Origin of the sequence: Shinella sedimenti (genome assembly GCF_022601905.1) — a bacterium.
Taxonomy (GTDB): Bacteria; Pseudomonadota; Alphaproteobacteria; order Rhizobiales; family Rhizobiaceae; genus Shinella; species Shinella sedimenti.
Window position 1 is genome coordinate 383,568 of sequence record NZ_JAKVIN010000002.1, and the last position, 25,990, is coordinate 409,557.

28 protein-coding genes and 1 tRNA gene are annotated in these 25,990 nt (G+C 62.2%); 15 read left to right on the forward strand and 14 right to left on the reverse strand.

Annotated features, from left to right (window positions below):
- The first annotated feature begins 70 nt into the window (after window positions 1–70).
- From MKI86_RS05970 to MKI86_RS06010, 9 genes are all read left to right on the forward strand, one after another.
- Complete coding sequence (locus MKI86_RS05970; protein WP_241598616.1) at window positions 71–1,177, forward strand: endonuclease/exonuclease/phosphatase family protein; 1,107 nt, start codon at window positions 71–73, stop codon at window positions 1,175–1,177.
- Window positions 1,178–1,252: 75 nt separating this feature from the next.
- Complete coding sequence (locus MKI86_RS05975) at window positions 1,253–2,185, forward strand: PhzF family phenazine biosynthesis protein (RefSeq protein ID WP_370879897.1); 933 nt, start codon at window positions 1,253–1,255, stop codon at window positions 2,183–2,185.
- Window positions 2,186–2,302: 117 nt separating this feature from the next.
- Window positions 2,303–2,378, forward strand: a tRNA-Lys gene (locus tag MKI86_RS05980).
- Between the two features lie 329 nt (window positions 2,379–2,707).
- Window positions 2,708–3,763, forward strand: a complete 1,056-nt coding sequence (locus MKI86_RS05985; protein ID WP_241598621.1) for an acyltransferase family protein — start codon at window positions 2,708–2,710, stop codon at window positions 3,761–3,763.
- A gap of 85 nt (window positions 3,764–3,848) precedes the next feature.
- Complete coding sequence (locus MKI86_RS05990) at window positions 3,849–4,400, forward strand: DUF924 family protein (protein ID WP_241598622.1); 552 nt, start codon at window positions 3,849–3,851, stop codon at window positions 4,398–4,400.
- Window positions 4,401–4,502: 102 nt separating this feature from the next.
- Window positions 4,503–6,980 (forward strand): mechanosensitive ion channel family protein, encoded by a 2,478-nt coding sequence (locus tag MKI86_RS05995; RefSeq protein WP_241598626.1) that lies wholly within the window; start codon window positions 4,503–4,505, stop codon window positions 6,978–6,980.
- 140 nt (window positions 6,981–7,120) lie between these two features.
- Window positions 7,121–7,375: a hypothetical protein gene (locus MKI86_RS06000; RefSeq protein WP_370879898.1), complete on the forward strand. Its 255-nt coding sequence runs from the start codon at window positions 7,121–7,123 to the stop codon at window positions 7,373–7,375.
- A gap of 97 nt (window positions 7,376–7,472) precedes the next feature.
- Entirely contained in the window at window positions 7,473–8,300 is an 828-nt protein-coding gene (locus tag MKI86_RS06005; RefSeq protein WP_241598628.1) for a response regulator, read from the forward strand.
- A gap of 128 nt (window positions 8,301–8,428) precedes the next feature.
- Entirely contained in the window at window positions 8,429–9,751 is a 1,323-nt protein-coding gene (locus MKI86_RS06010; protein WP_241598643.1) for a GGDEF domain-containing response regulator, read from the forward strand.
- A gap of 45 nt (window positions 9,752–9,796) precedes the next feature.
- Here the strand turns inward: MKI86_RS06010 and MKI86_RS06015 are convergent, their stop codons facing one another.
- Window positions 9,797–10,804 (reverse strand): GlxA family transcriptional regulator, encoded by a 1,008-nt coding sequence (locus tag MKI86_RS06015; RefSeq protein WP_134649479.1) that lies wholly within the window; start codon window positions 10,802–10,804, stop codon window positions 9,797–9,799.
- Between the two features lie 288 nt (window positions 10,805–11,092).
- On the opposite strand from MKI86_RS06015, the gene MKI86_RS06020 reads away from it, so the two are divergent.
- Window positions 11,093–11,701 (forward strand): GNAT family N-acetyltransferase, encoded by a 609-nt coding sequence (locus MKI86_RS06020; RefSeq protein ID WP_241598645.1) that lies wholly within the window; start codon window positions 11,093–11,095, stop codon window positions 11,699–11,701.
- An 86-nt stretch (window positions 11,702–11,787) separates the two neighbouring features.
- On the opposite strand, the gene MKI86_RS06025 is transcribed toward MKI86_RS06020, so the two are convergent.
- Complete coding sequence (locus MKI86_RS06025; protein WP_241598647.1) at window positions 11,788–12,003, reverse strand: hypothetical protein; 216 nt, start codon at window positions 12,001–12,003, stop codon at window positions 11,788–11,790.
- 103 nt (window positions 12,004–12,106) lie between these two features.
- A complete protein-coding gene (locus tag MKI86_RS06030; protein ID WP_241598648.1) occupies window positions 12,107–12,325 on the reverse strand; it encodes a hypothetical protein in 219 nt (72 codons plus the stop codon).
- Between the two features lie 117 nt (window positions 12,326–12,442).
- Here MKI86_RS06030 and MKI86_RS06035 point away from each other — a divergent pair, with 117 nt between their 5' ends.
- Complete coding sequence (locus MKI86_RS06035) at window positions 12,443–13,360, forward strand: LysR family transcriptional regulator (protein ID WP_241598650.1); 918 nt, start codon at window positions 12,443–12,445, stop codon at window positions 13,358–13,360.
- Between the two features lie 40 nt (window positions 13,361–13,400).
- On the opposite strand, the gene MKI86_RS06040 is transcribed toward MKI86_RS06035, so the two are convergent.
- The 10 genes from MKI86_RS06040 to MKI86_RS06085 form a co-directional block, all read right to left on the reverse strand.
- Window positions 13,401–13,799 carry a hypothetical protein gene (locus MKI86_RS06040; RefSeq protein WP_241598652.1) on the reverse strand — a complete coding sequence of 133 codons (399 nt, stop codon included), beginning with the start codon at window positions 13,797–13,799 and terminating at the stop codon, window positions 13,401–13,403.
- Window positions 13,800–13,826: 27 nt separating this feature from the next.
- Window positions 13,827–14,138 carry a hypothetical protein gene (locus MKI86_RS06045; RefSeq protein WP_241598653.1) on the reverse strand — a complete coding sequence of 104 codons (312 nt, stop codon included), beginning with the start codon at window positions 14,136–14,138 and terminating at the stop codon, window positions 13,827–13,829.
- Window positions 14,139–14,310: 172 nt separating this feature from the next.
- On the reverse strand, window positions 14,311–16,383 hold the full coding sequence (locus MKI86_RS06050) for an ASKHA domain-containing protein (protein ID WP_241598654.1): 2,073 nt from the start codon (window positions 16,381–16,383) through the stop codon (window positions 14,311–14,313).
- Between the two features lie 33 nt (window positions 16,384–16,416).
- On the reverse strand, window positions 16,417–16,740 hold the full coding sequence (locus tag MKI86_RS06055) for a hypothetical protein (RefSeq protein ID WP_241598656.1): 324 nt from the start codon (window positions 16,738–16,740) through the stop codon (window positions 16,417–16,419).
- Window positions 16,740–17,702, reverse strand: a complete 963-nt coding sequence (locus MKI86_RS06060; RefSeq protein WP_241598658.1) for a methyltetrahydrofolate cobalamin methyltransferase — start codon at window positions 17,700–17,702, stop codon at window positions 16,740–16,742. Before MKI86_RS06060 ends, MKI86_RS06055 begins: the two co-directional genes overlap by 1 nt.
- Before the next feature lie 87 nt (window positions 17,703–17,789).
- Entirely contained in the window at window positions 17,790–18,884 is a 1,095-nt protein-coding gene (locus MKI86_RS06065; protein WP_241598660.1) for a methylenetetrahydrofolate reductase, read from the reverse strand.
- 2 nt (window positions 18,885–18,886) lie between these two features.
- Entirely contained in the window at window positions 18,887–19,501 is a 615-nt protein-coding gene (locus tag MKI86_RS06070; RefSeq protein ID WP_241598661.1) for a methylenetetrahydrofolate reductase C-terminal domain-containing protein, read from the reverse strand.
- Window positions 19,494–19,796: a virulence factor gene (locus MKI86_RS06075; RefSeq protein ID WP_241598662.1), complete on the reverse strand. Its 303-nt coding sequence runs from the start codon at window positions 19,794–19,796 to the stop codon at window positions 19,494–19,496. Before MKI86_RS06075 ends, MKI86_RS06070 begins: the two co-directional genes overlap by 8 nt.
- 204 nt (window positions 19,797–20,000) lie before the next feature.
- Window positions 20,001–20,753, reverse strand: coding sequence for a formyl transferase (locus MKI86_RS06080; RefSeq protein WP_241598663.1), 753 nt, complete (start codon window positions 20,751–20,753; stop codon window positions 20,001–20,003).
- Between the two features lie 126 nt (window positions 20,754–20,879).
- On the reverse strand, window positions 20,880–21,521 hold the full coding sequence (locus tag MKI86_RS06085; protein WP_241598664.1) for a DUF1638 domain-containing protein: 642 nt from the start codon (window positions 21,519–21,521) through the stop codon (window positions 20,880–20,882).
- A 17-nt stretch (window positions 21,522–21,538) separates the two neighbouring features.
- Here MKI86_RS06085 and MKI86_RS06090 point away from each other — a divergent pair, with 17 nt between their 5' ends.
- The gene (locus MKI86_RS06090; protein WP_134649465.1) at window positions 21,539–21,697 is read left to right on the forward strand and encodes an entericidin domain-containing protein; all 159 of its coding nucleotides are present in this window, start codon (window positions 21,539–21,541) and stop codon (window positions 21,695–21,697) included.
- A 48-nt stretch (window positions 21,698–21,745) separates the two neighbouring features.
- On the opposite strand, the gene MKI86_RS06095 is transcribed toward MKI86_RS06090, so the two are convergent.
- On the reverse strand, window positions 21,746–22,441 hold the full coding sequence (locus tag MKI86_RS06095; RefSeq protein WP_023514481.1) for a cobalamin B12-binding domain-containing protein: 696 nt from the start codon (window positions 22,439–22,441) through the stop codon (window positions 21,746–21,748).
- A gap of 335 nt (window positions 22,442–22,776) precedes the next feature.
- On the opposite strand from MKI86_RS06095, the gene MKI86_RS06100 reads away from it, so the two are divergent.
- The 3 genes from MKI86_RS06100 (at window position 22,777) to MKI86_RS06110 (ending at window position 25,967) form a co-directional block, all read left to right on the forward strand.
- A complete protein-coding gene (locus tag MKI86_RS06100; protein ID WP_241598665.1) occupies window positions 22,777–24,360 on the forward strand; it encodes a trimethylamine methyltransferase family protein in 1,584 nt (527 codons plus the stop codon).
- Between the two features lie 107 nt (window positions 24,361–24,467).
- A complete protein-coding gene (locus tag MKI86_RS06105; protein ID WP_241598667.1) occupies window positions 24,468–25,160 on the forward strand; it encodes a ferredoxin in 693 nt (230 codons plus the stop codon).
- A 54-nt stretch (window positions 25,161–25,214) separates the two neighbouring features.
- Window positions 25,215–25,967: a phosphodiester glycosidase family protein gene (locus MKI86_RS06110; protein WP_370879899.1), complete on the forward strand. Its 753-nt coding sequence runs from the start codon at window positions 25,215–25,217 to the stop codon at window positions 25,965–25,967.
- Window positions 25,968–25,990 lie beyond the last annotated feature (23 nt).

Consider the following 25,990-nt stretch of genomic DNA (forward strand, 5'->3'; position numbering starts at 1 on the left):
AGGGAGCGAAAAGACACTTTCCATTGCCGTTCAGGCGGTTACACTCCGCCGGCATTGCCGAAAGGACCCCATGTCGCTCCGCCTCGCCACCTTCAATATCGAGAATCTCCTCACACGCTTTGATTATACCGGCTTCCGCAATCAGGTCCGGCAGGATCGCGTCCTGCGGCTGTTCGACATCCGCAACGAGGCCGAATACCAGCGGCTGGAGGAGGCGCGCACCATCGCGCTCACCGACGATGCGCGCCAGCATTCGGCACTGGCCATCGCGGATGCTGATGCCGACATCCTCTGCCTGCAGGAAATTGACAACATGGCCGCGCTGCAGGCCTTCGAATACGGCTATTTGTTCCGCATGGTGGGTAACGGCTACCGGCAGAAATACCTTATCGAAGGCAATGACAGCCGCGGGATCGACGTCTGTGTCCTGATGCGGGAGGAAACGCGTGACGGGCAGCGTATCGAATGTGTGAACGTCCGCAGCCATGCCGGCGTCACCTATCGCGATTTCGATCTGCACACGGCCGATCCCGCCGCAGGCTTCAATCCCGACGACAGGGTCTTCAAGCGCGACTGCCTGGAACTTGACCTGCGTATCGGCGGGCGTCCGCTGACGCTTTACGTCGTGCATTTCAAGTCGATGGGGCCGGGGCGTGACGGCATGGATGGCCGGCAATCGACCATGCCGGTCAGGATCGCCGAGGCGCGGGCCGTGCGCCGCATCATCGAGGACCGCTTCGGCGTCGGCAAAACCGCTGACAAGGCCTTCGCCATTTGCGGCGACATGAACGATTATCAGGAAAAGCTCTCCATTGAGGGTGACCGGCGCAGCGGCTACAGCTTTATCCCGCAAAAGGAACCGCTCAGCGCACTCGACACGTTCACCGTGGATGGTTTCGCTGTAAATCCCATGTTGCGACGCCCTGTCGATGATCGCTGGACGCTCTATCACAGCCGGGGACCGGAAGAGCGCCATCTCTGCCAGCTCGATTATATCTGGCTTTCGCCGTCGCTTGCCGAGCGCAACGCCCATCGCGTGCCGGAGATCATCCGGGCCGGCCAGCCGTTCCGCACGCTGTTTCCGCCGGGGCAGGAGGTGGAGCGTTATCCGCGTGTTGGCTGGGACCGTCCCAAGGCATCCGATCATTGCCCTGTCGTCATGACGCTCGATGTCTGACGGGCGGCGGCATCATTTCCGCTTGCCCGCAATCGGAAGCTCGGGCAGGTTTGGGCCTATGTCTTCAGGCAAAAAATGAACAGGGAGAACGCCTTGTCCCGTCGCTACGCCCTTTACGACGTCTTTACCGATACACGCCTTGCCGGCAATCCGCTTGCGGTTGTCTTCGACGCCGACGATCTGGACGACGGCACGATGCAGCGCATTGCCGGCGAGTTCAATCTTTCCGAAACGGTGTTCGTGAAGACGGCGGAAAACCCGGCGCATACGGCGCGGCTGCGCATCTTCACGCCGGGCCGCGAACTGCCGTTCGCCGGCCATCCGACGGTCGGCGCGGCCGTCGCCATCGCCGAATCGGTCGGGACGACCGCTGAACAGCGTGATCAGGTCTGCGTGCTGGAGGAGAATGTCGGGCCGGTGCGCTGTGCGGTACGGCTCGGCGGCGGCAAGGCGGCCTTCGCCGAATTCGACCTGCCGCGCAAATCCGCGCAGATCGAGGCTGCTCTCGACAGGCAGGCCCTTGCCGATGCATTCAGCCTCAAGCCCGGGCAAATCGGTTTCGAAAACCACGTGCCCTCGCTCTGGAGCGCCGGCGTCGCCTTCGTCATGATCCCCGTGCACGATCTGGCTGCGGCCGGGGCCGTGGAGTTCGATCCTGCACTGTGGGAGCGTTGCGTTCCCTTCGCGGAAGGACGGCTCGCTGCGGCCTATCTCTATTGCCGCGGTGGCGTGAACCACAATGCGAAATTCCACACGCGCATGTTCGCGCCCGATATGGGGATTGCGGAGGATCCGGCGACGGGCGCCGCTGTGGCGGCGATGTCCGGTGCGATCCATTTCTTCGACGGGCTGATGGACGGCCATCATCCCTACCTGATCGAACAGGGTGTCGAAATGGGTCGCCCCTCTCATATCCATCTGCATCTCGACGTGGCGGGTGGCGCAATCGCCGGCGCACGCATTGGCGGAGAGGCCATTCGTATCGCGTCGGGAGCGCTGGATTTGTGACGTTCGTTTTGCGCTGCGGAAGAAATTTGCGCCCGGACGCAGATTTTTTCCGATGCGGTATAGACAAGGTCGGAGAACGTCTTTATACGCCCCGTCAGACCGCTGGAGCGGTCAAGTGGGTGATTAGCTCAGTTGGTAGAGCAGCTGACTCTTAATCAGCGGGTCCACGGTTCGAGCCCGTGATCACCCACCAAATTCAATTACTTAGCGCATTTCTACCAACGCGCTTCCTTTTAAAATGAACAAGTCCAAGGCGCCTTAGGGCGCCTTTGTCGTTTATGCTCTTGACTACCTGGCGGGTGGGGAGACGGACGCGTCGTGGCTGTCAAATCTGTTTCAAAAGCCGTGACAGATGTGTGCCTGAAAAGGACGGAACCTCGCGCCGGATTCCGCGCTGGTCGTCGAATTTACCATGCTACCTGGCATTTCCCGTTGGTTGTGTAATTTCACTTGCCTGAAACGGGAAGGCGAACAATCTGACGTTCTGGCCATTGCGGCGCTGAACAATCAGGATTGTGTTTTATGTCGAACGAGCTTCGTTCTATTCAGTATCTGCGAGCCGTTGCCGCGCTGATGGTCGTGATCGTTCACTATCAGGCACCGTTGATCCGCCTTGGTTATCACGGATGGTCGCCGCAGGTTTTCGGCTCGGGCGTGGACATCTTTTTTGTCATTTCCGGCGTGGTGATGTGGCTTTCGACGGTGGACAGGGATCTGACGCCGGGCGATTTTCTGCTAAAGCGAGCGGTGCGCATCGTGCCGATGTACATCCTGATCACGCTGTTCATCGCGACCATCATGTTCGCGTTTCCCTGGGCGGTGAACAACGGGCACTTCGATGGACCGCACCTTGCAGCGTCGCTGCTGTTCATTCCGTGGGAACATCCCGATCTGAGGGGACATCTCTACCCGGTCTTCGTGCCTGGCTGGACGATCAATGCGGAGATGTTTTTCTACCTGCTGTTCAGCGTCGCGCTCTTGTTTGCGGTGCGTCTGCGGATCCTAGCGGTTGCCGTTGTCTTCGGGGTGCTGGTCCTCGCAGGAGCGATCCTGCGGCCGACCGGGCCCTTGTCGTTCTACACGGAGCCCTATCTGCTTGAGTTCCTGTTCGGCCTGGTGATCGCGGCAGGCTACAGGACTACAGGGCGGATCGGCATCCTGCACTCGGCACTGCTGGTTGCCGGTGGCCTTGCAGGGCTGGTGCTTTCAGCCGCATTCGAGCCTTATGTCCAGGATGTCGATCGCACCGTCATCTGGGGTATTCCCGCCGCCATGATCGTTTGCGGCAGCATGTATCTTGAGCGCGCGGGTGCCCTGCGTCACAGCCGGATCATGCATTTTCTCGGTAACGCCTCCTATTCGATCTACATGACCCACACGATCGTGCTGTCCGCCTGTGGTTTCGTGCTGTCGCGCATCCCGCTCTCGCCGATTGCTCAGCAACTAATCTATCGTCCGTTCGCCATGGCTGCGGTGGTGACGGCGGGCTGTCTGACCTACGTTCTGGTCGAGAAGCCAATGACGAAGGGGCTTCGCGCACTGACTGGCCGCAGGCAGAGAAGGCAGCAGATCGCCTAGTGCTATCGTGCCGAAGACCAGTAACGCTCTTGCCTCTGAGGGCTTATTCACCATATTGCCTCCTCAACCGAATGGAGGATCTGGCATGAATGATATCCGGCGACCGGAAGAGGTGGTTTCGTACTGGTGCGATACGCTGACGGCCGAGAACTGGTGGAACTCGACGCCGGAACTCGATGCATGGGTCCACGAGCAATTCGCCGCGACGCATCTGGCGTTGTCGCGGGGCGTCGGGCCTGAATGGCGTGCGAGCGCCGAGGCGCGGCTGGCCGCCATCATCGTGCTCGACCAGTTCCCGCGCAACATGTACCGCGCATCGCCTATGGCCTTCGCGACCGACTGGCTGGCGCTCAGGGAAGCGCAGCTGGCCCTTGAGGCCGGGGCGGACCAGGCGGTCGATTACGGGCGCCGCCACTTCTTCTACATGCCGTTCGAACATTCCGAAGCGCTGGCCGACCAGGATCGCTCAGTGCAGCTGTTCGAGGCGCATGGCGATGCGATGTATCTCGACTACGCCATCCGCCACCGCGATGTCATCGCCGAGTTCGGCCGCTTTCCCCATCGCAACGCCTATCTCGGTCGTGCCTCGACGCCGCAGGAGGAAATCTATCTCGCCCAGCCGGATGCGGGTTTCTAGACGCCGGGGCATGCCCATTTAAAATGGCCGCATTCATGGCTAGAAGGGTGTTCGTTCGCGCGCCTGCGAAGTCGCCTGTTTCCGTTCAGTGAGGATGGCCCGTTGCCGATCTCCCGTCTTCTGTCCGTTCTTCTTGCGGTTTTCGTGCTGGCCGTTTCCCCGGCCGGTGCTCAGACGGCCCCGGCGGTCGCGACGGATGTGGGCACGCAGCTGGATCAGGCGAATGACAGCCTCAACACCGCCGGCAAGCAGCTCGACGATATCCGCAAGCAGGTGGACGCCTACCAGGCCGACGATAACCGCCTTGTCGACCTGAAGGTCGAGGCGGAGACGCTCAACCGTTCGATTCTGGCGATCTCGGTGGCGCTGCGTCCGCGGCTGGACGCCATCAAGGCCCGGCAGACAGAGCTCGGCGACCCGCCTGCGGAAGGCGAACCCGCCGAAGCGGGGGTGGTGGTCGATGAGCGCAAGAAGCTCTCGGCCGAACGCAACCAGATCAACGCGTTGACGGGAGAGGCTGAAAATCTCTCCATCGAGGCGACCAAGCTTTCGAACCGGATTACCGAAATCCGCCGGCAGCTGTTCAGCGAAGCGCTGCTGAAGCGCACGGAAATCACCCCCGAGCTTTTCAGCGATGCGGCCACCGCCATCGATGCGGAAGCACGCACGTTGCAGCGAACGGTAACGGCCTGGCTCCAGTTCGTGTGGAAGTTCAAGCGTTTGCAGCTGCTCGCCGCAGTGTCGCTCTCGCTGATGGCGGCCCTTGTGCTGCTCACGGGCAGTTACCGGCTGTTTTCGCCCTACATTACGCGCGTCGCCCAGCAGGAGAAGCCGCACTACATCACGCGGCTTTCCGTGGCCTTCTGGTCCACGGTCCTTCCAACGGCCGCCGCCGGCGCTTTCGCCGGCACCAGCTATTTCTTCCTGGATGCGTTCAAGGTCCTTCGCCCTGATACAGCTCCTATGCTTGCCGTGGCTCTCGCCGTCATGGTCGCGATCTTTTTCGTGGCCCAGCTTGCCAACGCCGTGCTGTCGCCCGGCGACGGGAACTGGCGGCTGGTGCGGGTTTCCGATCACGGCGCGCGTCTTCTCTGGCTGCTGATCTTCAGCATGGCCATCGTCAACGGTGCCGACTACTTCCTGGGCGCGATCAGCGAAACGCTTGGCTCCCCGGTCATCCTGACCGTGGTCAAGAGCTTCTTCGCCTCCATCATCATCGGCTTGCTGCTTCTCGTCACGGCCTTTGTGCAGCCCGTCCTGCGGCGCGGAGAAGCACCGGAGACGCAAGGCCATCAGTGGCCGCGTTCGGTTTTCGTGCTGCTTGTCCTGACTGGCCTCGGCCTCATCCTGGCATCGCTGCTTGGCTATGTGGGCCTGGCGCGTTTCGTGGCGGCGCAGATCGTCGTGACGGGCGCGATCATCGTGACGATGTATATCGGCTTTCTCTCCGGCCGCGCCGTATCCGCGACCAATGCCTTTGGTGCGACGGCCGTCGGCAAGCGGCTGGAGGAGCGCTTCGGGCTTAGTCCGATCGTGCTCGACCAGATCGGGCTGGTATCCGGCTTGAGCATTTACCTGCTGATCATCGTCCTCTTCCTGCCGATGATTTTCCTGCAGTGGGGCTTCCAGATTGCCGATATCGAGTCCTGGGCCTATCGCATCTTCACGGAAATCCGCATCGGCAGCATCACGATATCGCTGGTCGGCATTCTTGCGGGTATCGTGCTCTTCGCGGTCGGCTTCGTCGTCACGCGCTGGTTCCAGAAGTGGGTGGACGGCAACGTGCTTGCGCGAAGCCAGGTGGATGCGGGCGTGCGCAACTCCGTGCGCACCGCGGTTGGCTATGCGGGCGTGGCGCTTGCCGGACTCATCGGCATATCGGCGGCGGGGATCAACCTCTCCAGTCTCGCGCTCGTCGCCGGTGCCCTCTCGCTCGGTATCGGTTTCGGTCTGCAGAACATCGTGTCGAACTTCGTCTCAGGCCTCATCCTGCTGGCCGAGCGCCCGTTCAAGGTGGGGGACTGGGTGGTGGCGGGAACGACGGAAGGCTTCGTGCGGCGCATTTCGGTGCGTGCGACGGAGATCGAGACGTTCCAGCGCCAGACCGTGATCGTTCCCAATTCGGTGCTGATCAACGGTCAGGTCGGCAACTGGACGCATCGCAACAAGCTCGGCCGTATCGATATCGCCCTCAGCGTCCACGCCGGCAACGATCCCCGCCAGGTGCAGGAGGTCATCGCCGATGTTGTCCGCGGCCAGCAGGGGCTTTTGCGCAACCCCGAGCCGGTGGTCGTCTTCCAGGCCTTTTCCGCCGCAACGCTGGATTTCGAGGTCCGCGCCTTCCTTGCCGACATCCTCAACGGAACGGCCGTGAAATCCGAGTTGCGTGCCGCCATTCTCGAGCGCTTTCGCGCCGATGGAATCGCGATGTCCGGGCCCGCAGCCCCCGAGGTGCCGGTCAAGATTTCGCCGGAGGGCGCTCTCCTTCTTTCGACGCTTCTCGAACAGGCGACGGAGAAGCTGGCGAAACCGGCTGGAGCCCGCAACCGCAAGCCGGCTCAGGATACGCCCGACGCCTGATTTGTGGCACATGAATGCCGCATTCACGCTGCATTCAGCCGTCCCCGCATAAAACACATGCAAATCCCGCCGGGGAGCGATAGTGTTCTCTAGGGCGTGTGAAGAGGGGCGGCGCGTTGCGCCGGGCAAAGATGAAGCGAATGATCATGATGCTGCTCGTGTCGGCCGCAATGACCGCGCAGGCCGTTGCCGCCTCCGTGACGAACAAGGACGCCGAGACGCAGGTGCTGGTGGTCGTCGAGGACGGCAGCCGCATGGAGATCGCGCTGGAGCCGGGCGCGACGGAAACGATCTGCCCGGCCGGCTGTTTCGTCACCATGCCGAACGGCGACCGCATTGCGCTCGGCGGCGGCGAAGAGGTCGAAATCAAGGGCGGCGAGGCGCTGGTCAAATAGACCGCGACTGTGGTTTCCCACGACGATAATTTAACGCTTTCTCAAAGGGATGCATCTACGCCTTAACGTGGGGAAAATCTACGTAAGAAGGCAGATCATGGGGTTCATCGGCATTTCCGGGATGCAGTATTCCGGCGCGTCTCTCTCGCATCATCGCATCATCGTTGCCGAGGATTCCAACGTCTTCACATCCATGATCTCGAAACGGCTCAAGGAGCTGTTCGATATCGACGTGGAGATCTGCCGCAGCTTCGAGGAACTCGAGCTTGCCTATGACAAGTCCAGCGAGAAGATCACGCTGGCGATCTCCAACATCAACCTTCCGGGCGCGGAGAACGGCGAGGCGCTGAATTACCTCGTCGACCTCTCCATACCCACCATCGTGTTTACCGGCACCTTCCAGCAGACGACGCGCGACCAGCTCCTGTCCAAGGAGATCGTCGACTACATCCTGAAGGACAACATCTTTGCGGTGGACATGCTGGCCGAGTCGGTCTGCCGCTTCCTGACCAATCACAATCATCACGTGCTGATCGTCGATGACAGCGCAACGGCGCGTGCGCTCCTTTCCACGCGCCTCAAGCGCTACAACTTCCGCGTCAGTGTGGCGGAGAACGGCGCGGTAGCCCTCGCGCTCCTCAAGGCGAACCCGGACATCGGGCTGATGATCACCGATTACAACATGCCTGACATCGACGGTTTTGAGCTGACGCGGCGAATCCGCAGCACCATCGGCTCGCATCAGCTGCGCATCATCGGCATCTCGTCATCGACGGACAGGCTGCTTTCCGCGCGGTTTCTCAAGGCCGGCGGCAATGATTTTATCATGCGGCCCTTCATCGACGAGGAGTTCTACTGCCGCGTGAACCAGAACCTCGACACGCTTGCGCAGATCAAGAGCGCGCAATTCAAGATGGCCGGCTGAGCCTGCATTTTGCCGGCGGTTTGCCTCACGTAACGTGAGATATTTATGGCCGGATTAACGACTTGGTAAAGCGTGTGGGTTGTAATACCCGCAGATGAAAGTGTCATCGGGGTAGGGGAAGCGTGGACGTGGATTCGAATCCGCAGCGAGGACCGGCATTTCTGCGTCATACCGGCCAGAAGGTGCTGCTCGTCGAAGATTCGCGCATGTTTTCCACGGCCCTCAAGTACCGGCTCGAAAAGGAGCTCGGCCTCGATGTAACCCACTGCTCCAGCATGGCGGCGGTCCGGTCCATCTTCCAGGGCGATGCGCCGGAATTCGCGCTCGCCGTTCTCGATCTCAACCTTCCTGATGCGCCGAATTGTGAAGCGCTCGACTATGTGATCTCGAAGGGCATCGCCCCGCTCGTCTTCACCGGCTCTTTCAGCGATGCAACGCGCGACCAGATCCTCGCCAAGAACGTGCTGGACTATGTCGTGAAGGACAATCCGGCGGCGATCCAGCAGCTCGTTTTGGCGGTCGATCGTATTCTGACCAGCGGCAAGACGCAGGTTCTCGTTGTCGATTCCGATCCGGAAAGTCTGGAGAAGCAGGTCAGCCTCATCGCCAAGCAGCGTTTCCAGATCATAGCCGTCGAAACGGGCGCCGCCGCGCTGGAGGCGCTTGATACGCATGGCGGTATCGACATGGTGGTCTGCGACATCGCGCTTTCCGACATGAGCGGGTTCGATCTGCTCAGCGAAATCCGCAAGCGCCACGGCGACGATACGGTGCGTGTGGTGGGGCTCGCCCAATCCGAAGACCGCATGGTTGCCGCACGTTTCCTGCGGGCCGGCGGCGACGAATATATCCAGAAGCCCTTCCTTATCGAGGAATTCAACAGCCGCATCTTCCATGTCGCGGCGATCCAGAAGCGCGTTCAGTCGCTGCATCGCATCGCCGCGCGCGACTACCTGACCGACATCTACAATCGCCGCTATTTCTTCGAGGCGGGTCCGCGCCTCGTCGAGCAGGCACTGCGGCGTGGTGAGCTGATGTCGATCGCCATTCTCGACATCGACCATTTCAAGCGCTTGAACGATACCTATGGCCATGAGGTCGGCGACGTCGTGCTGAAGGCCATCGCGCGGCGTCTGAAACATCGCGTGAGCGACCGGCATCTTCTGGCCCGCCTCGGCGGGGAGGAATTCGGCCTCATCTTCAATGGCCTTGGCCTCGATGAGGCACTGGACTATTGCGAAAGGCTGCGCCAGGAAATCGCAGCCCAGCCGATCGATGCCGATGGCGAGCCGTTGACGATCACCGTCTCTGTCGGCCTTGCGGTCATTTCCGACCGTGAAGCCTTCGACAACTATCTGAATGCTGCCGACCAGTTTCTCTACATGGCCAAGCATGCCGGCCGTAACCGGGTGTTCTCCGAACTGTCCCTGATGAAGGCGCTGGCAAGCTGATCCCCCCACAGGGGCGGGGACCTCATGTATTCCAAGAATACTGGATCAGCGTGCGATGGCCGACAGCGTCAACTTGCGTTCGGCGCGCTCCTGCTGGGGCGAGCGGTTGTAAAGTTCGCGGTAGCACTTGGAAAAGTGCGAGGCCGAAACGAAGCCGCAGGCGACTGCAACTTCCACGACCGGCATGGAAGACTGCACCAGCAAGTGGCGGGCACGGTCAAGCCGGATTTCCAGATAGTACCGGGCGGGCGAGCGGCCCATTTCCTGGCGGAAAAGACGCTCGATCTGGCGGCGCGACAGGTCCGCACCATCGGCGATCTCCAGCAGTGAAAGCGGCTCGGAGAGGTTCTTTTCCATCAGTTCGATGATCGACAGCACCTTGGCGTTCTGCACGCCGAGGCGGGCGCGCAACGGGAGGCGCTGACGGTCGTGTGGGCCGCGCACGCGGTCGGTGAGGGCCTGTTCGCAGACGCGGTTGACGAGGTTTTCGCCAAAATCCTGATCGATCAGGTTGAGCATCATGTCGAGCGAAGCCGTGCCGCCGGCGCAGGTATAGATGTTGCCGTCGATTTCATAGAGATCGGCATAGACGTCGGCCTGCGGAAATGCTTCGGCGAAGCCCGGCAGGTTTTCCCAATGAATAGCGCAACGCTTGCCGGAGAGCAGACCGGCCTGCGCCAGCACATGGGCGCCGGTACAGAGCGAGCCCACGGCGATGCCGCGGTTGTAGACTTCGCGCAGCCAGGCATTGACCGATTTGTTGGAGAAGTCCTCCACATAGATGCCCGAACAGACCAGCACCATGGAGGGGCGGTTCTCGCCACCGAGATGCTTGCGCTCGTCGGCGAGGGAAGAATTCACCTCGATGCCGATGCCGCTGGAGGACAGCACCTGCTGGCCATCCGTGGAGGCGAGGCGCCAGGTGTAGGCCTCGTATCCGAGCATGCGGTTGGCGATGCGCAACGTCTCGATTGCCGCCGAGAAAGGCAGCATGGAAAAGTTGGGCACGAGAAAGAAAACGAGAGAGCGCTTCTTGACGTCTTGCTTGTTCATCGGCGTGTCCATGCTGGTGAGGCGGAATGTCGCAATCGTCGCAGGCAAGCCGGCCGTCGCGCTAGTATTTTTGCGACAGGAATAGGGATGGTTGCGACCGGGATGTATGCCGTATCGCTGAGATGTCAGCGCCTTCCGGCGAAATTATGACGAAAGTCCATCGGTTGCGTATTTGCGACGCCGTTTGCGCCATGGCCGGATTGCGACGGTGGTATTTCGGCAAAACCCGCTGTTTGACAACACCGTCCGACATGGCGAGAAAAGCAGCCATCGAAAGAGAGGCGACAGATGCTGCCAGATGGATATTCGGATGTGCCCGCGGGAAAGCTCGCGACGGTGGTGACGCACCTTGAAATGCGAACGCCGCCGCAACGTGGCCATGACCCTGAACAGCCCGGCGTGACGCTTGCGCGTTTCGAAAGGCCTGATACCGCATGGTATCGCGATCTATACGCCCGTGTCGGCACCGATTGGCTTTGGGATTCGCGGCTGAGAATGGCGGAAGCGGATCTCACCGCCATCCTCACCCATCCCGACGTCGAAATCTACGCGGTGATGAAGGACGGGCGCGCCGAAGGCTTGCTGGAGCTGGATTTCCGCGAAGAGGGGGCCTGCGAACTTGCGTTTTTCGGCCTTACCCCCGCCATGGTCGGGAACGGCACGGGGCGCTGGTTGATGAACCGGGCGATCGCGCGCGCCTGGTCGCAGGAGGGACATGCGCCGATCGGGCGCTTCTGGGTCCACACCTGCACGCTCGATTCGCCACAGGCGCTGAATTTCTACATTCGCTCGGGTTTTGTGCCGGTGAAGCGGCAGGTCGAGGTCTTCGACGATCCGCGACTGACCGGCGTTTTGCCGGACACCGCGGCGCCCCAGGTGCCGATCCTGCGGGCCTGATGCAAAACCGCCGGCTTGACGTTCAAAGTCAGAGCCGGCGGCTTAGGCTTGGTCGATATGCGGCATGGCGCCGTTACAGTCTGCCCTCATCGTGTCGACTGTGCCGCTGTCTTGGGCGCTGAGCGGAAGCCGATATCCTTGCGCAGGTCATAGGGCATGCTTTCCAGTTCACGCTCCAGCCGGCTGCGTTCCCATGCGGAGACGATCCGCCCGGGGAGGTCGCGGACGAGATGAGCGAAGGTGTGACCGAGCCGGGCGCCAGTCGCGCGCCGTGCCTGCCGATGTTCCAGTATGAGTGTCATGTTAGGTTCCTTTCGTGCTTGGGAGTTCCGAAAGGTCGCGACCATATTGAGACTGTGCCGCAACCTGATGCATCAATCAAACGAATATATTTGATCTGATTGATCAGCGTTCTTCATGGTCTGCGGTGGGTGGCCATTGGATATCCTGCTTGAGATAGTCGGGCAGCTGCGCCATTTCCCAAGCCGTATGATGCGCGGAGATGCGTTGGCGACGGGCCTGGATCCTCTCATTCACAAAACGCTGGATGGCGTAATAAAATCCAATTCCGCGGATGTGAACGGCGATCTCACCGCCGAATGCATGGCGTTTTTCGCTTTTCATGGCGTTTTTTCCTCATGTTCGTTTGTTTACCCGTTGACTATCCGCCTCGCTGGGTCTTCAATCAAACGAAATGAAATGAGCTTTCACTTCATTTTTTCTGATCCATGGAGATTGGCCATGAACCTGTTGATGCGTCAGACGCTACCGCTGCTCGAACTGGATATCCTGCGAACGTTCGTGGCGATCGCCGAGACCGGGAACTTCACGACCGCCGCCGAGACCGTGCATCGCACGCCGTCTGCCGTCTCCATGCAGATCAAGAAGCTGGAGGAGATGCTGGGCTGCTCGCTGTTTCGCCGCGATGCCCGTTCGGTCGTGCTCACCCACCAGGGCGAGGTGCTTCTGTCCTACGCGCGCCGGCTGATCGCGCTTAGCAATGAAGCGGTCTCACGTTTCATGATGCCCGAAATGAACGGTGTCGTTCGTCTCGGCGCGCCTGATGATGTCGGTGAACTGATCCTGCCGGAAGTGCTGCGGCGCTTTGCCGAGACCTATCCGTCCATCGCCGTCAACGTGTCGATCGAGACCAGCAGCAACCTGCGCCGCGCGGTCGCCGAGCGGCGTCTGGATCTGGCCATCTTCAATGCGACCGACGGCACGCTTCCGGTTCCCGGCGAGATCCTTTTGAAGGAGCAACTGGTCTGGGCGGGCAAGAATTGCGGCAATGCGCATCTGAAGAATCCCCTCCCGGTGTCCGTGTGGGAGGAGGGCTGCATCTGGCGCGCACGCGCGCTGGAAGAGTTGAGCCGGTCGGGGCGTGATTTCCGCGTCGCCTATTTCTGCGCGCACCATATGGGCCAGCGCGCAGCCATTCGCGCCGACCTCGCCGTTGCGCCCCTCGCACGCTTTCTGGTTGGTGATGACATGGTGGCGCTCGGAGAGAAGGATGGCCTGCCGGACCTCGGCCACTATCTCATCGGCCTCGTTGTCAACGAAAACTTGGACGCGCCCGCGCAAGCAGTCGCAGACTACATCCGCGCTGCCTTCGCCCGTATCGAGCGGCGGCCCATGGAGATGCTCCAGGTCGCCTGCTGATCTCGGGTCGGACGGTCGGGGCTCGTGCCCCGGCCTCGTTTTACTCGTAGGTGTAGGACGCGCACATATCCGCGTCGCTCGACGGGACGTCCTGTGTCGAGAAGACCGCGACCGTTGTCGTGCTTGCGTCTCCCCAGGAGGCGACATAGGTCACGGGCTCGCCGCACAACCGGTTGCCGTTGAGCAGAACCGGGTCCTCCGGATCGGCGACGCTATAGACAGAGGCATTTACCGTTTCCCCGCCGACAACGAACGTATCGCCGACAAGCTGGTCGAAGGTGATCTTCTTGCCGTTTTCGAAGGTGATGCCGAAATCGTCGAACTCGATGTCGCCCGTAATCGACATCGCGGTGTTGCTGATGGCCGAATAGCTGTCCGCAAGGGCCGGTGAGGCGAGCACAAGGGAAAGGGTCAGGATGAGAAGCTGTCTGCTGGTCATGGACTATCTTTCGGGAATGGCTGCGCGTCAGTATCGGCGGCAGCTCATGGTACGGTTGCTTTCGGACGAGGAGAAGGACAACGTGTCGTCTGTGATCTCCGAGAGCGTGATGTAGACCTCGTCCGTAAGGAACAGCGTGTAGGAGCCGTCGGAGCCCTCCTGAACCTCCTGGATGGTAAAGTCATCGTCGCCGGTGCTGTACACCGTGGAGGTGAAGACGAAGGGGGCTCCGTCGCAGTTCCATTCCCCGGTAAACGGATAGTCCTCCTGGGCGCTCGCGGAAAGGCTGCTTACGGAAAGCAGGACGAGGCAAAGCGCGGCAAGGCGGGCGAGCGACATGAAGATGCTTTCGTGAATGGCAGCGCAGCCGGGATGACCGCACGATAGATGCCCGACCGACGCATGACGGCCTCCATCCATTCGCCCACCATGCCGATAAACCGCCGAAAACAAAACAGAATTCTTAGGCACGGTTCAAGGGCGCGGTAACCGCAGGCGTCTGCGGCCCGGCCTATTCGCGGCTGCGACGCCGGCGGCGTCCGCCACCTTCGCCGCCGCCGTCGTCGGACAGCACCTTGCGTTCGGGCAGCGTTACGACCTTGGCCAGTTCGGGGAAGGGGTCCACCTTGTTCGGCATCGCCATGGCATTCACGAAGAGCTGCTGGAAATGCGGCTCAAGCGCCGTCTCGATCTTCTCGATACGGCTGACCTCGCGCTCGATCTCGCGGCGGTGGTCGCGGTTGAGCAGCGCCATCAGCGCGCCCGTGCCCGCGGCATTGCCCACGGCCTTCACCTCGTTGAGGTCGCAATCGGGGATGAGGCCCAGCACCATCGCGTATTTCGGATCGATGAAGGAGCCGAACGCGCCGGCGAAGCGGATCGTATCGACATGGTCCACACCCTGCTTTTCCATCAGCAGCTTGATACCGGCATAGAGCGCCGACTTGGCAAGCTGGATGGCGCGGATGTCGTTCTGCGTCACTGTGATGCGCTGCTCGCCGTCATGCAGCAGGTAGGAGAAGGTGCGGCCGTTCTGCAGGACGCGCGGGCTTCTCTCCGCCATCGTGCCGTCGACGACGCCATCCTCGGAAATGAGGCCGGTGAGATACATTTCCGCGACGACTTCGATGATCGCCGAACCGCAGATGCCGGTGATGCCGACCTTCTCGGCATCCTGAGCGAACCCTTCCTCATCGGACCACTTGTCCACGCCGATCACGCGGAATTTCGGCTCCAGCGTCGAGGGATCGATGCGCACGCGCTCGATTGCGCCGGGTGCGGCACGCTGGCCGGAGGAAATTTCCGCGCCTTCGAAGGCAGGCCCCGTCGGCGAGGAGGCGGCTACGACACGGTGCTTGTTGCCGAGCACGATTTCCGCATTGGTGCCGACATCGACCAGCAGCATCATGCGATCCTGCCGGTAGGGGCCTTCCGCGAGCGTCGCGCCCGCTGCATCCGCGCCAACATGGCCGGCGATGCAGGGCAGCGTGTAGAGCCGCGCGCCGCGGTTCACGTCGATATCGAGCTCATGCGCCCAGTATTGCAGCGCGCCGGAAACCGCGAGCGCGAACGGCGCCTGGCCGAGTTCGGTCGGGTCGATGCCGAGAAACAGGTGGTGCATGATGGGGTTGGCGACGAAGACCATGTCGAGAATGTCGTGCCGGTCGACCTCGCCTTCGGTGCAGACCTTGCCGATCAGGCTGTTGACGGCTTCGCGCACGGCCTTGGTCATGGCCTCGCGGCCATCCGGGTTCATCATGACATAGGAGACGCGGCTCATCAGGTCTTCGCCGAAGCGGATCTGTGGGTTCGACGTGCCCGAGGAGGCAACGATGCGGCCGGACAGCAGCGAGACGAGATGCATCGCGATCGTCGTGGAGCCGATGTCGCAGGCCACGCCGTAGGCTTCGTTCTTGAGGCCCGGCCAGAGGCCGACGATGAAGGGGCGCGAACTATCCATGTCGCGATGGATGGCGGCGGTGACGCCCCAGTTTCCCTTGCGCAGGATCGACTGTACCTCCGGGATAAGGTGCGGCGCAATCAGCAGGTCCTTCCAGCCCCAGTCCTTTTCCAGCATCACCTTGAGGCGGTCGAGATCGCCGAGCGGCTTGTGCATGTCGGGCTCGTCCACCTCGACATAGCAGAGCTGGACGGCTGCGTTGCGCTCGATCACCCGGTCGGTCGCGGCCTTGCGCACGACCTGCGCATTGATGACGGTATCCTGCGGAACGTCCACGACGAGGTCGCCGAGAATGAGGGCGGAGCAGGAGAGGCGGCGTCCCTCGGGAAGGCCGCGGACCTTTTCGTAGCGCTCTTCCTTCGGGCCCTTTTCCGAGATGTGGTCGAGCGAGGAAACGATCTTGTGCTTGGCGAAATTGCCTTCCTGCACCTCGATCTGACAGCGCCCGCAGGTCGCGCGCCCGCCGCACACGCTCTCGACATAGACACCGAGTTTCCGGGCGGCCTCGAGAACCGGAGTGCCGACCGGGAAGCGGCCGCGCTTGCCCGAGGGCATGAAGAGGACCAGCGGTTCTTTTGCCGAGGCTTCGGTCATGTTGATCTCGCTCTCACCTTCAATGCGCATCGGATCGGTCTTTCTACGGCCGGACGGGCCGCCTCATGTCTTCTTGCGGGAAAGGCGGCGCATATTGCTGCGCACGCGCTTGCCATAGGGTTTCAGCGCGGCCTCCGAAACGGCGCGGGCCGTGCTTTCCGGCGAGGCCGCCGTCATGACCGCCTTTGCCAAAGCAAAATTGGCCGCCACGGCGCTTTCCGCCGCGGCAGCCATCTTTTCCGTGACCATCCGGGTCATCTCGGCGGTGTTCTGCGACGAGCCGGTCAGTGCCGCCATGCCCATCTGCTGGCAGCGCATGGCGATCACCAGAGGTGCCTCCAGCCAAAGGCTGAAGGCATCGTGGCGGAACTGACGCCCGCCGGCCATTATTCGCGCACCGCGCCGGCACCGGCGCGGGCTGCACGGCCACCACGGCGGCCGCCGGCGGGAGCAGGTGCTGCGGCGCTGGCCGCTGCACCGCCTTCGGCGGGCTTGTGGTCGCGATAGGTCATGATCCAGTTGGTGCAGTTCGGATCGGTCCCGTTCAGCACGTTGGCGGCGCGCACGGCCTCCATTTCCTGGGGGCGGCAAGGGTTCATGATGGCTGAGGTCATGCCGGCACCGATGACCATCGGGATGAAACCGGCGTTGATGCCGTGGCGGTGCGGCAGGCCGAAGGAGATGTTCGACAGGCCGCAGGTCGTGTTGACCTTCAGCTCGTTGCGCAGGCGATAGAGCAGCTGAAAGACCTGGCGGCCGGCATCGCCCAGCGCACCGATCGGCATGACGAGCGGATCGACGACGATATCATGCGGCTTGATGCCGTGATCCATGGCGCGCTCGACGATCTTCTTGGCGACGGCGAAGCGCACGTCCGGGTCCATGGAAATGCCGCTCTCGTCGTTGGAGATGGCGACTACCGGGACGTCGTATTTCTTGACGAGCGGCAGGATGGCCTCGAGCTTTTCTTCCTCGCCGGTGACCGAGTTCACCAGCGGGCGGCCCTTGGCGACCCGGAGGCCTGCCTCGATTGCCGCGGTGACGGAGCTGTCGATGGCAAGCGGGATATCGACGAGGCCCTGGACGATTTCCAGCGTCTGGACGAGAAGGCCCGGCTCGGTCTCGTTCGGGTTGACGGAGGTCACGCCGGCATTGATGTCGAGCATCGTGGCGCCGGCGGCGACCTGTTCCAGCGCGTCCTTGATGACGGTCTCGAAGTTGCCGGCCTGCATTTCCGCCGCCAGCTTCTTGCGGCCTGTCGGGTTGATGCGTTCGCCGATGACGCAGAAGGGCTGGTCGAAACCGATGACGATTTCGCGGGTGGCCGAGGCGACGATGGTGCGTGTCATGTAAGGTCCTCTGAGGCGGGGCGCCGACTGTGATCTAGCGCGCGATATCGGGTGTTACAATGCTGGTCGGCGACGCGCCGGCAGGCATCAATGCGGATGCTGGGCGGCCTGCCCGGCAAGTTTCTGCTGGTCCTGCTCGTGGCCGTCGCGCGCCATCTCGATGCGTTCGGCAACGAGCTGGTCGACAGGGTTCGGCTCGCGCTTCCAGGGCTGGCGCCCCTTCAGTACACCGGAATCATGCACCATTTCCGCGACATATTCTTCCTGGCGGTAAGCCATGACGTGAACGCCGGAAACGCCCTCGATCTCCTTCACCTCGTTGATGATGTCGATGCAGAGCTGCTTGCCTTCCTTCTTCTGGTCCTGCGCGCCTTCGAGGCGGGCAATGATGGAGTCGGGAATGTGGATGCCCGGCACGTTCGAGCGGATCCACTTGGCGGTCTTGGCCGACGCCATGGGGCCGACGCCGACGAGGATGTAGCACTTCTCGTGCAGGCCGAGGTCACGCACCTTCTTCATGTATTCGCGAAACATGGGAACGTCGAAGCAGTACTGGCTCTGCACGAATTGCGCGCCGGCCTCGATCTTCTTGGCGAGGCGGTAGGGGCGGAAGTCGTAGGGCGGCGCAAAGGGGTTGATCGCGGCGCCCAGGAAAACCTTTGGCGGCGTCGTCAGCTTGCGGCCGGACAGGAACTTCGAATTGTCGCGCATGACGCGCACCGTTTCGAGCAGCGACATGCAGTCGAGGTCGAACACCGGCTTTGCGCCCGGCTGGTCGCCGGCCTGCACGCCGTCGCCGGTCAGGCACATGATGTTGCACACACCCATGGCTGCGGCACCCAGAACGTCGCCCTGGATGGCGATGCGGTTCTTGTCGCGGCAGGCGATCTGCATGATCGGCGCATAGCCCATGCGGGTGAGCAGTGCGCAGATGCCGACGGATGACATGTGGCAGTTGGCGCCCGACGCATCGACCGCATTGATGCCGTCCACCCAGCCGTCGAAGATCGCGGCGCGTTCGTAGACATCTTCCGGATTGGCGCTGTCGGGCGGGTTCAGTTCCGTCGTCACCGCGAACTCGCCGCGCCGCAGCACCCGTTCCAGTCGGCCCAGCGAGGAGTGGCCGGGCAGGGGATCGAGCGGCAGGTGGGGGCCGAGCGGATTTTCGTCGATATGCGCCATGCTCAGGCGTCCTTTCCGGCGGCGGCTGCCGCTTCACGGGCAGCGGCGGCTTCCGCAGTCACGCGCAGCCAGGAAGAGGTCTCGCGCAGCGACTGGTTCACCGGCTTCTGCACGTTCATGATGGCGTCTCCCTTCACCATGTTCTGCGAGCCCTTCCAGGCCTGTACCCAAACGCAGGGCATATCCGGTTCCACTTCGCAATTGCCGTTGGCGCGAACGCCGCCGCAGGGGCCGTTGCGCAGTTGCTTGGGACAGTTCATCGGGCAGGACATGCCCGTGGACGACAGCGCGCACTGGCCGCACATGCGACAGTCGAAGAGAAAGCCCTTCACATGCTTTTCGACGAAGGTGATGGGACGCTCGACACGCTGGTAGCCGAAGAGCTTCCAGACGGGGTGGAGGAGCAGGAAGGCTTCGGCGAAGCGGTGGTAGAACCACTCGAAGAAGCGGGAATTGCGCACAGCCCACAGGCGGATCGTGTATTTGCGGCGCGACCGGCGGTTCGGCGAGACGCCGGCCGGCGTGAAGGCGCCCGTGGCGGCCTTCTTGGCGGGCGCGGCGTTGCCGGGCTTCTGCACGCCTTCGAGTTTCGGCTCTCCGAGTTTCGGATCAGCCATTGTCGCGCCCTCCGGCCTTGACGAGGGCGACCAGGCGCTCGCGGTCATAGCCGGCCTCGATCTCGGCGACGGCACGGTCCGCTTCCGCTTCCAGGTCGTCGGAAACGGGCTCCGGGTCGGCCTTGCGCCATTCGGCAAGATAGTCGTCGGTTTCCGCCGCGCCGGTGCGCATGGCGCACATGTCGATGGCCTCGGTAAAGCGCAGCGAGAGTTCCCGCTTGGCGCTGGCGCGGCCCTTCTTGATGATGACCTGGGCGGGGATATCGCGCCAGTAGACGATGATGCGGTCTGCCATGTCGAAACTTCTCCCGGAGCATGGCCGCGCTTTTCAAGCCGGAAATGCTCTACCCCCTCTGCCGCAATTGCGGGCGGAAAACCGCTCAGCGTCTTCCCTCCCGTTGCTGACGCTGACAATGCGTTCTGGCGCCGTCGCGGGCTCTACTCGCCACGACTGCCTCATGCTCAAAAACGACGTCGGATTCGACCTTGCCGGGAGGATTTACCAGATGCCGCGGGTCACGCCGTTCCAGAGCCATGTCCAGATCGGCGGATGATACCATTGCCGCGACGGTTCCGCTATTTTCAAGGGCTTGAGGTTGCCGGTGACGGCCTCGTCGAGCGCCTGCACGACAAGGCCCGTGGCCGCCGCCGTCTGGAGCAGCGGATAGGTGTGCATCGTGTCGCGTTTGGAAGGTTTGATGCGCAGCTGATGGAGCACGCCGCCGGTATCGACGCCGGCATCGACGAGGTGGATCGTCGTGCCGAAATTCGCCTCGTCGGAGCGGACGCGCGACCAGTATCCACCTTGCAGGCCGCGATATTGCGGGTTGATGCCTGCATGAAGGTTCAGCACGGGGCAGGGGATGGCAGCGAGCGTATCGGCCTTCAGCATGCGCGTGCTGACCAGCAGCAACGCGGCGGGCCGGATCTCGGCGATGGCAGCCAGGAACGCCGGACTGTTGGCCGAGGGAACGGCCACGCGGCGGACTGCAGGATCTGGAGAGGGATCGGCGCCGAAGGTATCGATGATTTCAGCGGCACGTTTCGTGGTGAAGCGCTTGCCGTATTTGGAGATGACCATGGTCGCAAGCTGACCGAGTGCCTGTATCCAGCCGAGCTTTTTCGCGCGGCGGCGGATGAACAGCGCCTTCGATTCCGGCTCCTCCTCGATCACGACCAGGTTCGGGAACGCAGCTTTCACGGCATTGATCACGATTTCCGGGTTGGGGCCGGGCTGAACCAGTATCGCCACCGTTTGCGTCCGTACTGCCTGCTGCGTCATGTCGATGCCTCGCCGATTTTGACGGGCATGATCGGGTGTCGCTCTTAGAAAGGCGTAACCGGCACTCTTGGATTTGCGGGCAAGGCTAAGAATTGGTTAGCGCGCGCCGAGCACTGCTCCCGTCAGGTCGCCATAGCCGGTGAAGCGATACTCGTAGGCGAGCCCGAGATAATCGGCCGCCTCCTTCGCCTTCTGCTGAAGGGCCTCTTCCTCGACCTGCGAGAGATAGACGAGTTTCGTGTAATTGCCGAAGTACATGTCCTTCAGCTGTGGGTGCCGGTCGAGGCCGAGCGGCTCGATGACGAAGGCGCGGAACTGGCGGGCGAGGAAATCGGTCAGGAAGAACGACGTGACGTCATCGTCCTTCGCCGCGAAGGCGTCGTTGCCGGCAAAGAAGGAATAACAGTGCGGTCCGGCGATCCGCTCGACGCCGAGCCGTTCGCAGACGCGGTCGAGCAACCCGCCGGTGCCGCAATCCGCATAACCGACGAAAACGCGGGAAAAGCCTTCGGCGCGGGCCTCTTCTACGGCCTTTTCGACGCCGGGAGCGATCTTTTCGGGGTGGGCGTGCCAAATGGCGGGCAGGCAGACGAGGTCGATGTGATCGAGGCCATTTGCATCGCGGATCGCGATGATCTCCCGGGCGATCGCGCCGCACGCAATCACTCGAACTTTTTCGCGCCTCGTGCGTTTAGACGCCGGACTTCCAAGCTGAAGTTCTGCGTCAACCACATCCATTTAGAGGGACTCCCACCATGACTGCGACAAATCTGAGCAAGATCAGCATCGTTCTCGCCGCGCTTCTGGCGCTCAGCGCTTGCGGCAACACCATCCGCGGCGTGGGCAGGGATACGGCCAACGCAGTAGATGCGACGCAGGATGCCGGCCGCAGTGTCGAGCGTGCCGCCCGATAATTTCGGTATCAGGCGGCGCGCTTTCAAGGCGCCGCCTGATATAGCCTGTCAGCCGGCAAGCATGTTGTGCTTGCGCTTCATGAATTCCTTGGCGGTTTCCACTGCGACGGCCGCATCGCGGCAGTAGGCGTCTGCACCGACAGCCTTGCCGAATTCCTCGTTGAGCGGCGCGCCGCCGACCAGCACGACATAGTCGTCGCGCAGACCCTTTTCCTTCATCGTATCGATAACGACCTTCATATAGGGCATCGTCGTCGTCAGAAGTGCAGACATGCCGAGAATGTCGGGCTGTTCGCGCTCGATGGCTTCAAGATAGTTTTCGACCGGGTTGTTGATGCCGAGGTCGATCACGTCGAAGCCGGCGCCTTCCATCATCATGCCGACGAGGTTCTTGCCGATGTCGTGGATGTCGCCCTTGACGGTGCCGATGACCATCTTGCCCTGCTTCGGCGCGCCGGTGGCGGCAAGCAGCGGACGAAGGATCGACATGCCGGCCTTCATGGCGTTTGCCGACAGGAGAACTTCCGGGACGAAGAGAATGCCGTCGCGGAAATCGACGCCGACGATGCGCATGCCTTCGACAAGGGCCTGCGTGAGCACGTCGTAGGGTGCCCAGCCGCGCTCCAGCAGGATATTGGTGCCCTCTTCGATTTCCTCCTTCAGGCCGTCGTAGAGGTCGTCGTGCATCTGCTGCACAAGCTCTTCGTCGGAGAGATCGGCGAGAATGATTTCGTCGTCAGACATTGCGTTTCCTCGTCTCCATTGGCGCTGCGGTCGGCAGGCTCCTCACCCTAGAAATATCCGTCCTCGTGTCGCAATCCGATTTCGAAAACGACGTCGCATACAGTGAAAAGCGACCCGGCGAAAACATGCTGCGATCTTACGCTGCAAAACGGTGAATTGACAGTCCAAACAAGAGAATGCCGCTACGATCGCGGCGGGGTTCACATTATGATCGCCGCAAAGCCGGTATCCAGCGTGCGCCATTGCTTGGCGCTTTGAGACCCGCCCCGATCCGGCGGCTTGCTAGCATAGTAAAAGAGGCGCTTTCGGGCGCGGGAAGAAAGGGAAGACGGATCATGAGCGAGGGCATTGAGCAGGTTGCAGGCGAGGGCACCCCGGAAGGTGGCGGGCGTCGCTCGCGGGAGGGGCGCGGCGCGGCCGCACGGCGCGCATCGCGCACCGGTGGCGGCCCGGGTCCGTCGCTGCCCTACATCACGCGCAAGATCAGGGAATACGAGGTTCTCGACGAGGAAGGCCTGCAGCTCATCGAAGCTAATGCCGACCTCATCCTGGAAGAGATTGGTATCGAGTTTCGCGAGGACCCGGAAGCGCTCCAGCTGTGGCGGGACGCCGGCGCGGACGTGCGCGGCGAGCGCGTGCATTTCCCCAAGGGGCTGTGCCGCGAGCTCTTGAAGACCGCGCCCTCTCAGTTCACCTGGCATGCCCGCAACCCTGAGCGCAGCGTTCAGATCGGCGGCAAGGCCACCGTCTTCGTGCCGGTCTACGGCCCGCCCTTCGTGCGCGACCTGGAAGGCAACCGCCGCTATGCGACCATCGAGGACTTCCGCAATTTCGTGAAGCTCGCCTATATGGCACCGTCGATGCATTCGTCGGGCGGCACGGTCTGCGAGCCGGTTGACGTCCCTGTGAACAAGCGTCACCTGGACATGGTCTACAGCCACCTGAAGTATTCCGACAAGCCGTTCATGGGCTCGGTCACCGCGCCGGAACGTGCGGAAGATTCGATCGCCATGGCGAAGATCGTGTTCGGCGACGAATTCGTCGAGAACAACACGGTCATGATGAACCTCATCAACGCCAATTCGCCTATGGTCTTCGACGAGACCATGGTGGGCGCGTTGAAGGTCTATGCCCGCCATAACCAGGCCTGCGTCGTCTCGCCGTTCATCCTGTCGGGCGCCATGAGCCCGGTGACCGTTGCCGGCACGCTGACGCAGATCCTCGCCGAGGTTCTTGCCGGTGCTTCCTTCACCCAGCTCATTCGCAAGGGCGCGCCGGTGCTGTTCGGCACCTTCGCAGCGTCGATCTCCATGCAGTCGGGCGCGCCGACCTTTGGTTCACCGGAGCCGTCGCTGGTTTCTTATGGTGCGGCACAGCTTGCCCGCCGCCTCGGCCTGCCGTTCCGTACGGGCGGCTCGCTCTGCGGTTCCAAGGTTCCGGATGCGCAGGCGGCGCACGAATCCGCCAACACGCTCAACATGACGCTGCTGGCCGGCACGAATTTCGTGTTGCACGCCGCCGGCTGGCTCGAAGGCGGCCTCGTTTCGTCATACGAGAAGTTCATGATCGACCAGGACCAGCTTGGCATGATGCAGAAATTCGCCGAGGGCATCGACCTGTCGGAGAATGCGCAGGCGCTCGACGCCATCCGCGAAGTCGGTCCAGGCAGCCATTATCTCGGCTGCGCGCATACCCAGGCCAACTTCCAGACCGCCTTCTATCGCTCGCCGCTCGCCGACAACAACTCGTTCGAGCAGTGGGAGATCGAAGGACAGAAGCGCATCGAAGAACGCGCCAATGCGCTCTGCCGCAGCTGGCTCGAAAGCTACGAGGCGCCCCATCTCGACCCCGCCATCGACGATGCGCTGCTCGCCTTCATCAAGGAGCGCAAGGACTCGATGCCGGACGCGTTCACCTGAAAGGGTCCCGACCGCGCCAGGGAGCAAGGCGGAGCGACGCGGGTGGCGGACATGATCCAGAAGGAGGTCTGGCGCCCGCATTATGAGCTCAAGGGAGACGTGACCCGGTGAGTACGTCCGGCCACGACCTCGAAACGATCCGTGCGGCTCTTCAGCCGCACGGTCTTTTTTTGCGCGGTGTCGTGAATTTTGCGGCGGGGGAAGCCGCTCCAACGCTGAGCGATGGCCGCACCGCAGCCAGTGTCGTGCTGATCGGCAACATCGGCAGCTCCCTGTGGCCGGCTTTTTCCCGCTGGCGGAACAACCAGCCGGATGGCGGCGGGTCGGATCCGCTCGATACGTGGTCGAAAGAAGTCATCGGTCCCATTGCCGTTATAGCCAAAGCGGCGGCGTGGTTTCCATCCGATCCGCCATGGCAGCCGTTCCAGCAATGGGCGATGCGCGCAGAAGGCCTGAAAGCTTCGCCGCTTGGCATTCTCATCCACCCCGCCTACGGCCTCTGGCACGGTTATCGCGGCGCGCTCGGCTTTGCCGTCCCGGTCGAGGACGAGCCGGCACCGCATGGTGCGCATCCCTGCGAGGCCTGTCCTGACCAGCCCTGTCTCACCACCTGTCCCGTTGCAGCCGTGCACGAACATGCCTTCGATGTGCCGGCCTGTCGAAGCCATCTGCGCACGCCGCAAGGGCAGGGCGGCTGTATGGCCAGGGGGTGCCTTGCCCGCGCCGCCTGTCCTATCGGGGCGGAATATCGTTACGAGGACGCCCAGTTGCGTTTCCATATGGCGGCGCTCTCGCTTTGACCATTTCGGCGAGGCGCTGCTAAATTCGCCGCATTGCCAGCCGAGCCATTGTTTATGCGCGTTCTTTTCATCCTTTCGCTTATTCTTGCCACCCTAGCCCTGCGGAGCGTCGCCATGGCCGAAGCGCCGAAATGCGCGGAGATCGAACATCTCGGCGGGCGCTACACCGTCTGCACCTTCGATCCCGCAAAGGATACGATAAGGCTCTACGGTGCCCGGACGCTGGGCAGCTACGGCGCGAGTTATGACCAGCTGAACACCCACCTCCTGCGCAATGGCGAGCATATGAGCTTTGCCATGAACGGCGGAATGTACCATCCCGATTACGGCCCGGTCGGGCTTCTCGTGGAGAATGGGCGGGAGACCGGCGCCCTCAACCGTGACGATGCGTTCGGCAACTTCGTCATGAAGCCGAATGGCGTGTTCTGGCTGGCAGACGGCAAGGCCGGCGTCATGGAGACGGAGGCCTTTGCCAGGGCGGGGCTTTCACCGCGCGAGGCCACGCAGTCGGGTCCGATGCTGGTGGTCGACGGCAGGATCCATCCACGCTTCCTGCCGGATGCGACGAGCCTGCAGATCCGCAACGGCGTCGGCATCCTGCCGGACGGGCGCGTGGGCTTTGCCATTTCCCGGGATCATGTCCGCTTTCACGATTTTGCGACGCTGTTCCGCGACCGGCTGCACTGCCGCAACGCGCTTTTTCTCGACGGCAGTATTTCCAGCCTCTATGCGCCGGAAATCCGCCGACACGACCGTCGGGCCGTGATGGGAACGATCATCGCGGTCGTGAAAAAGTTGCCCTGGTAATATTTTTTCGAATTCGATCCAAA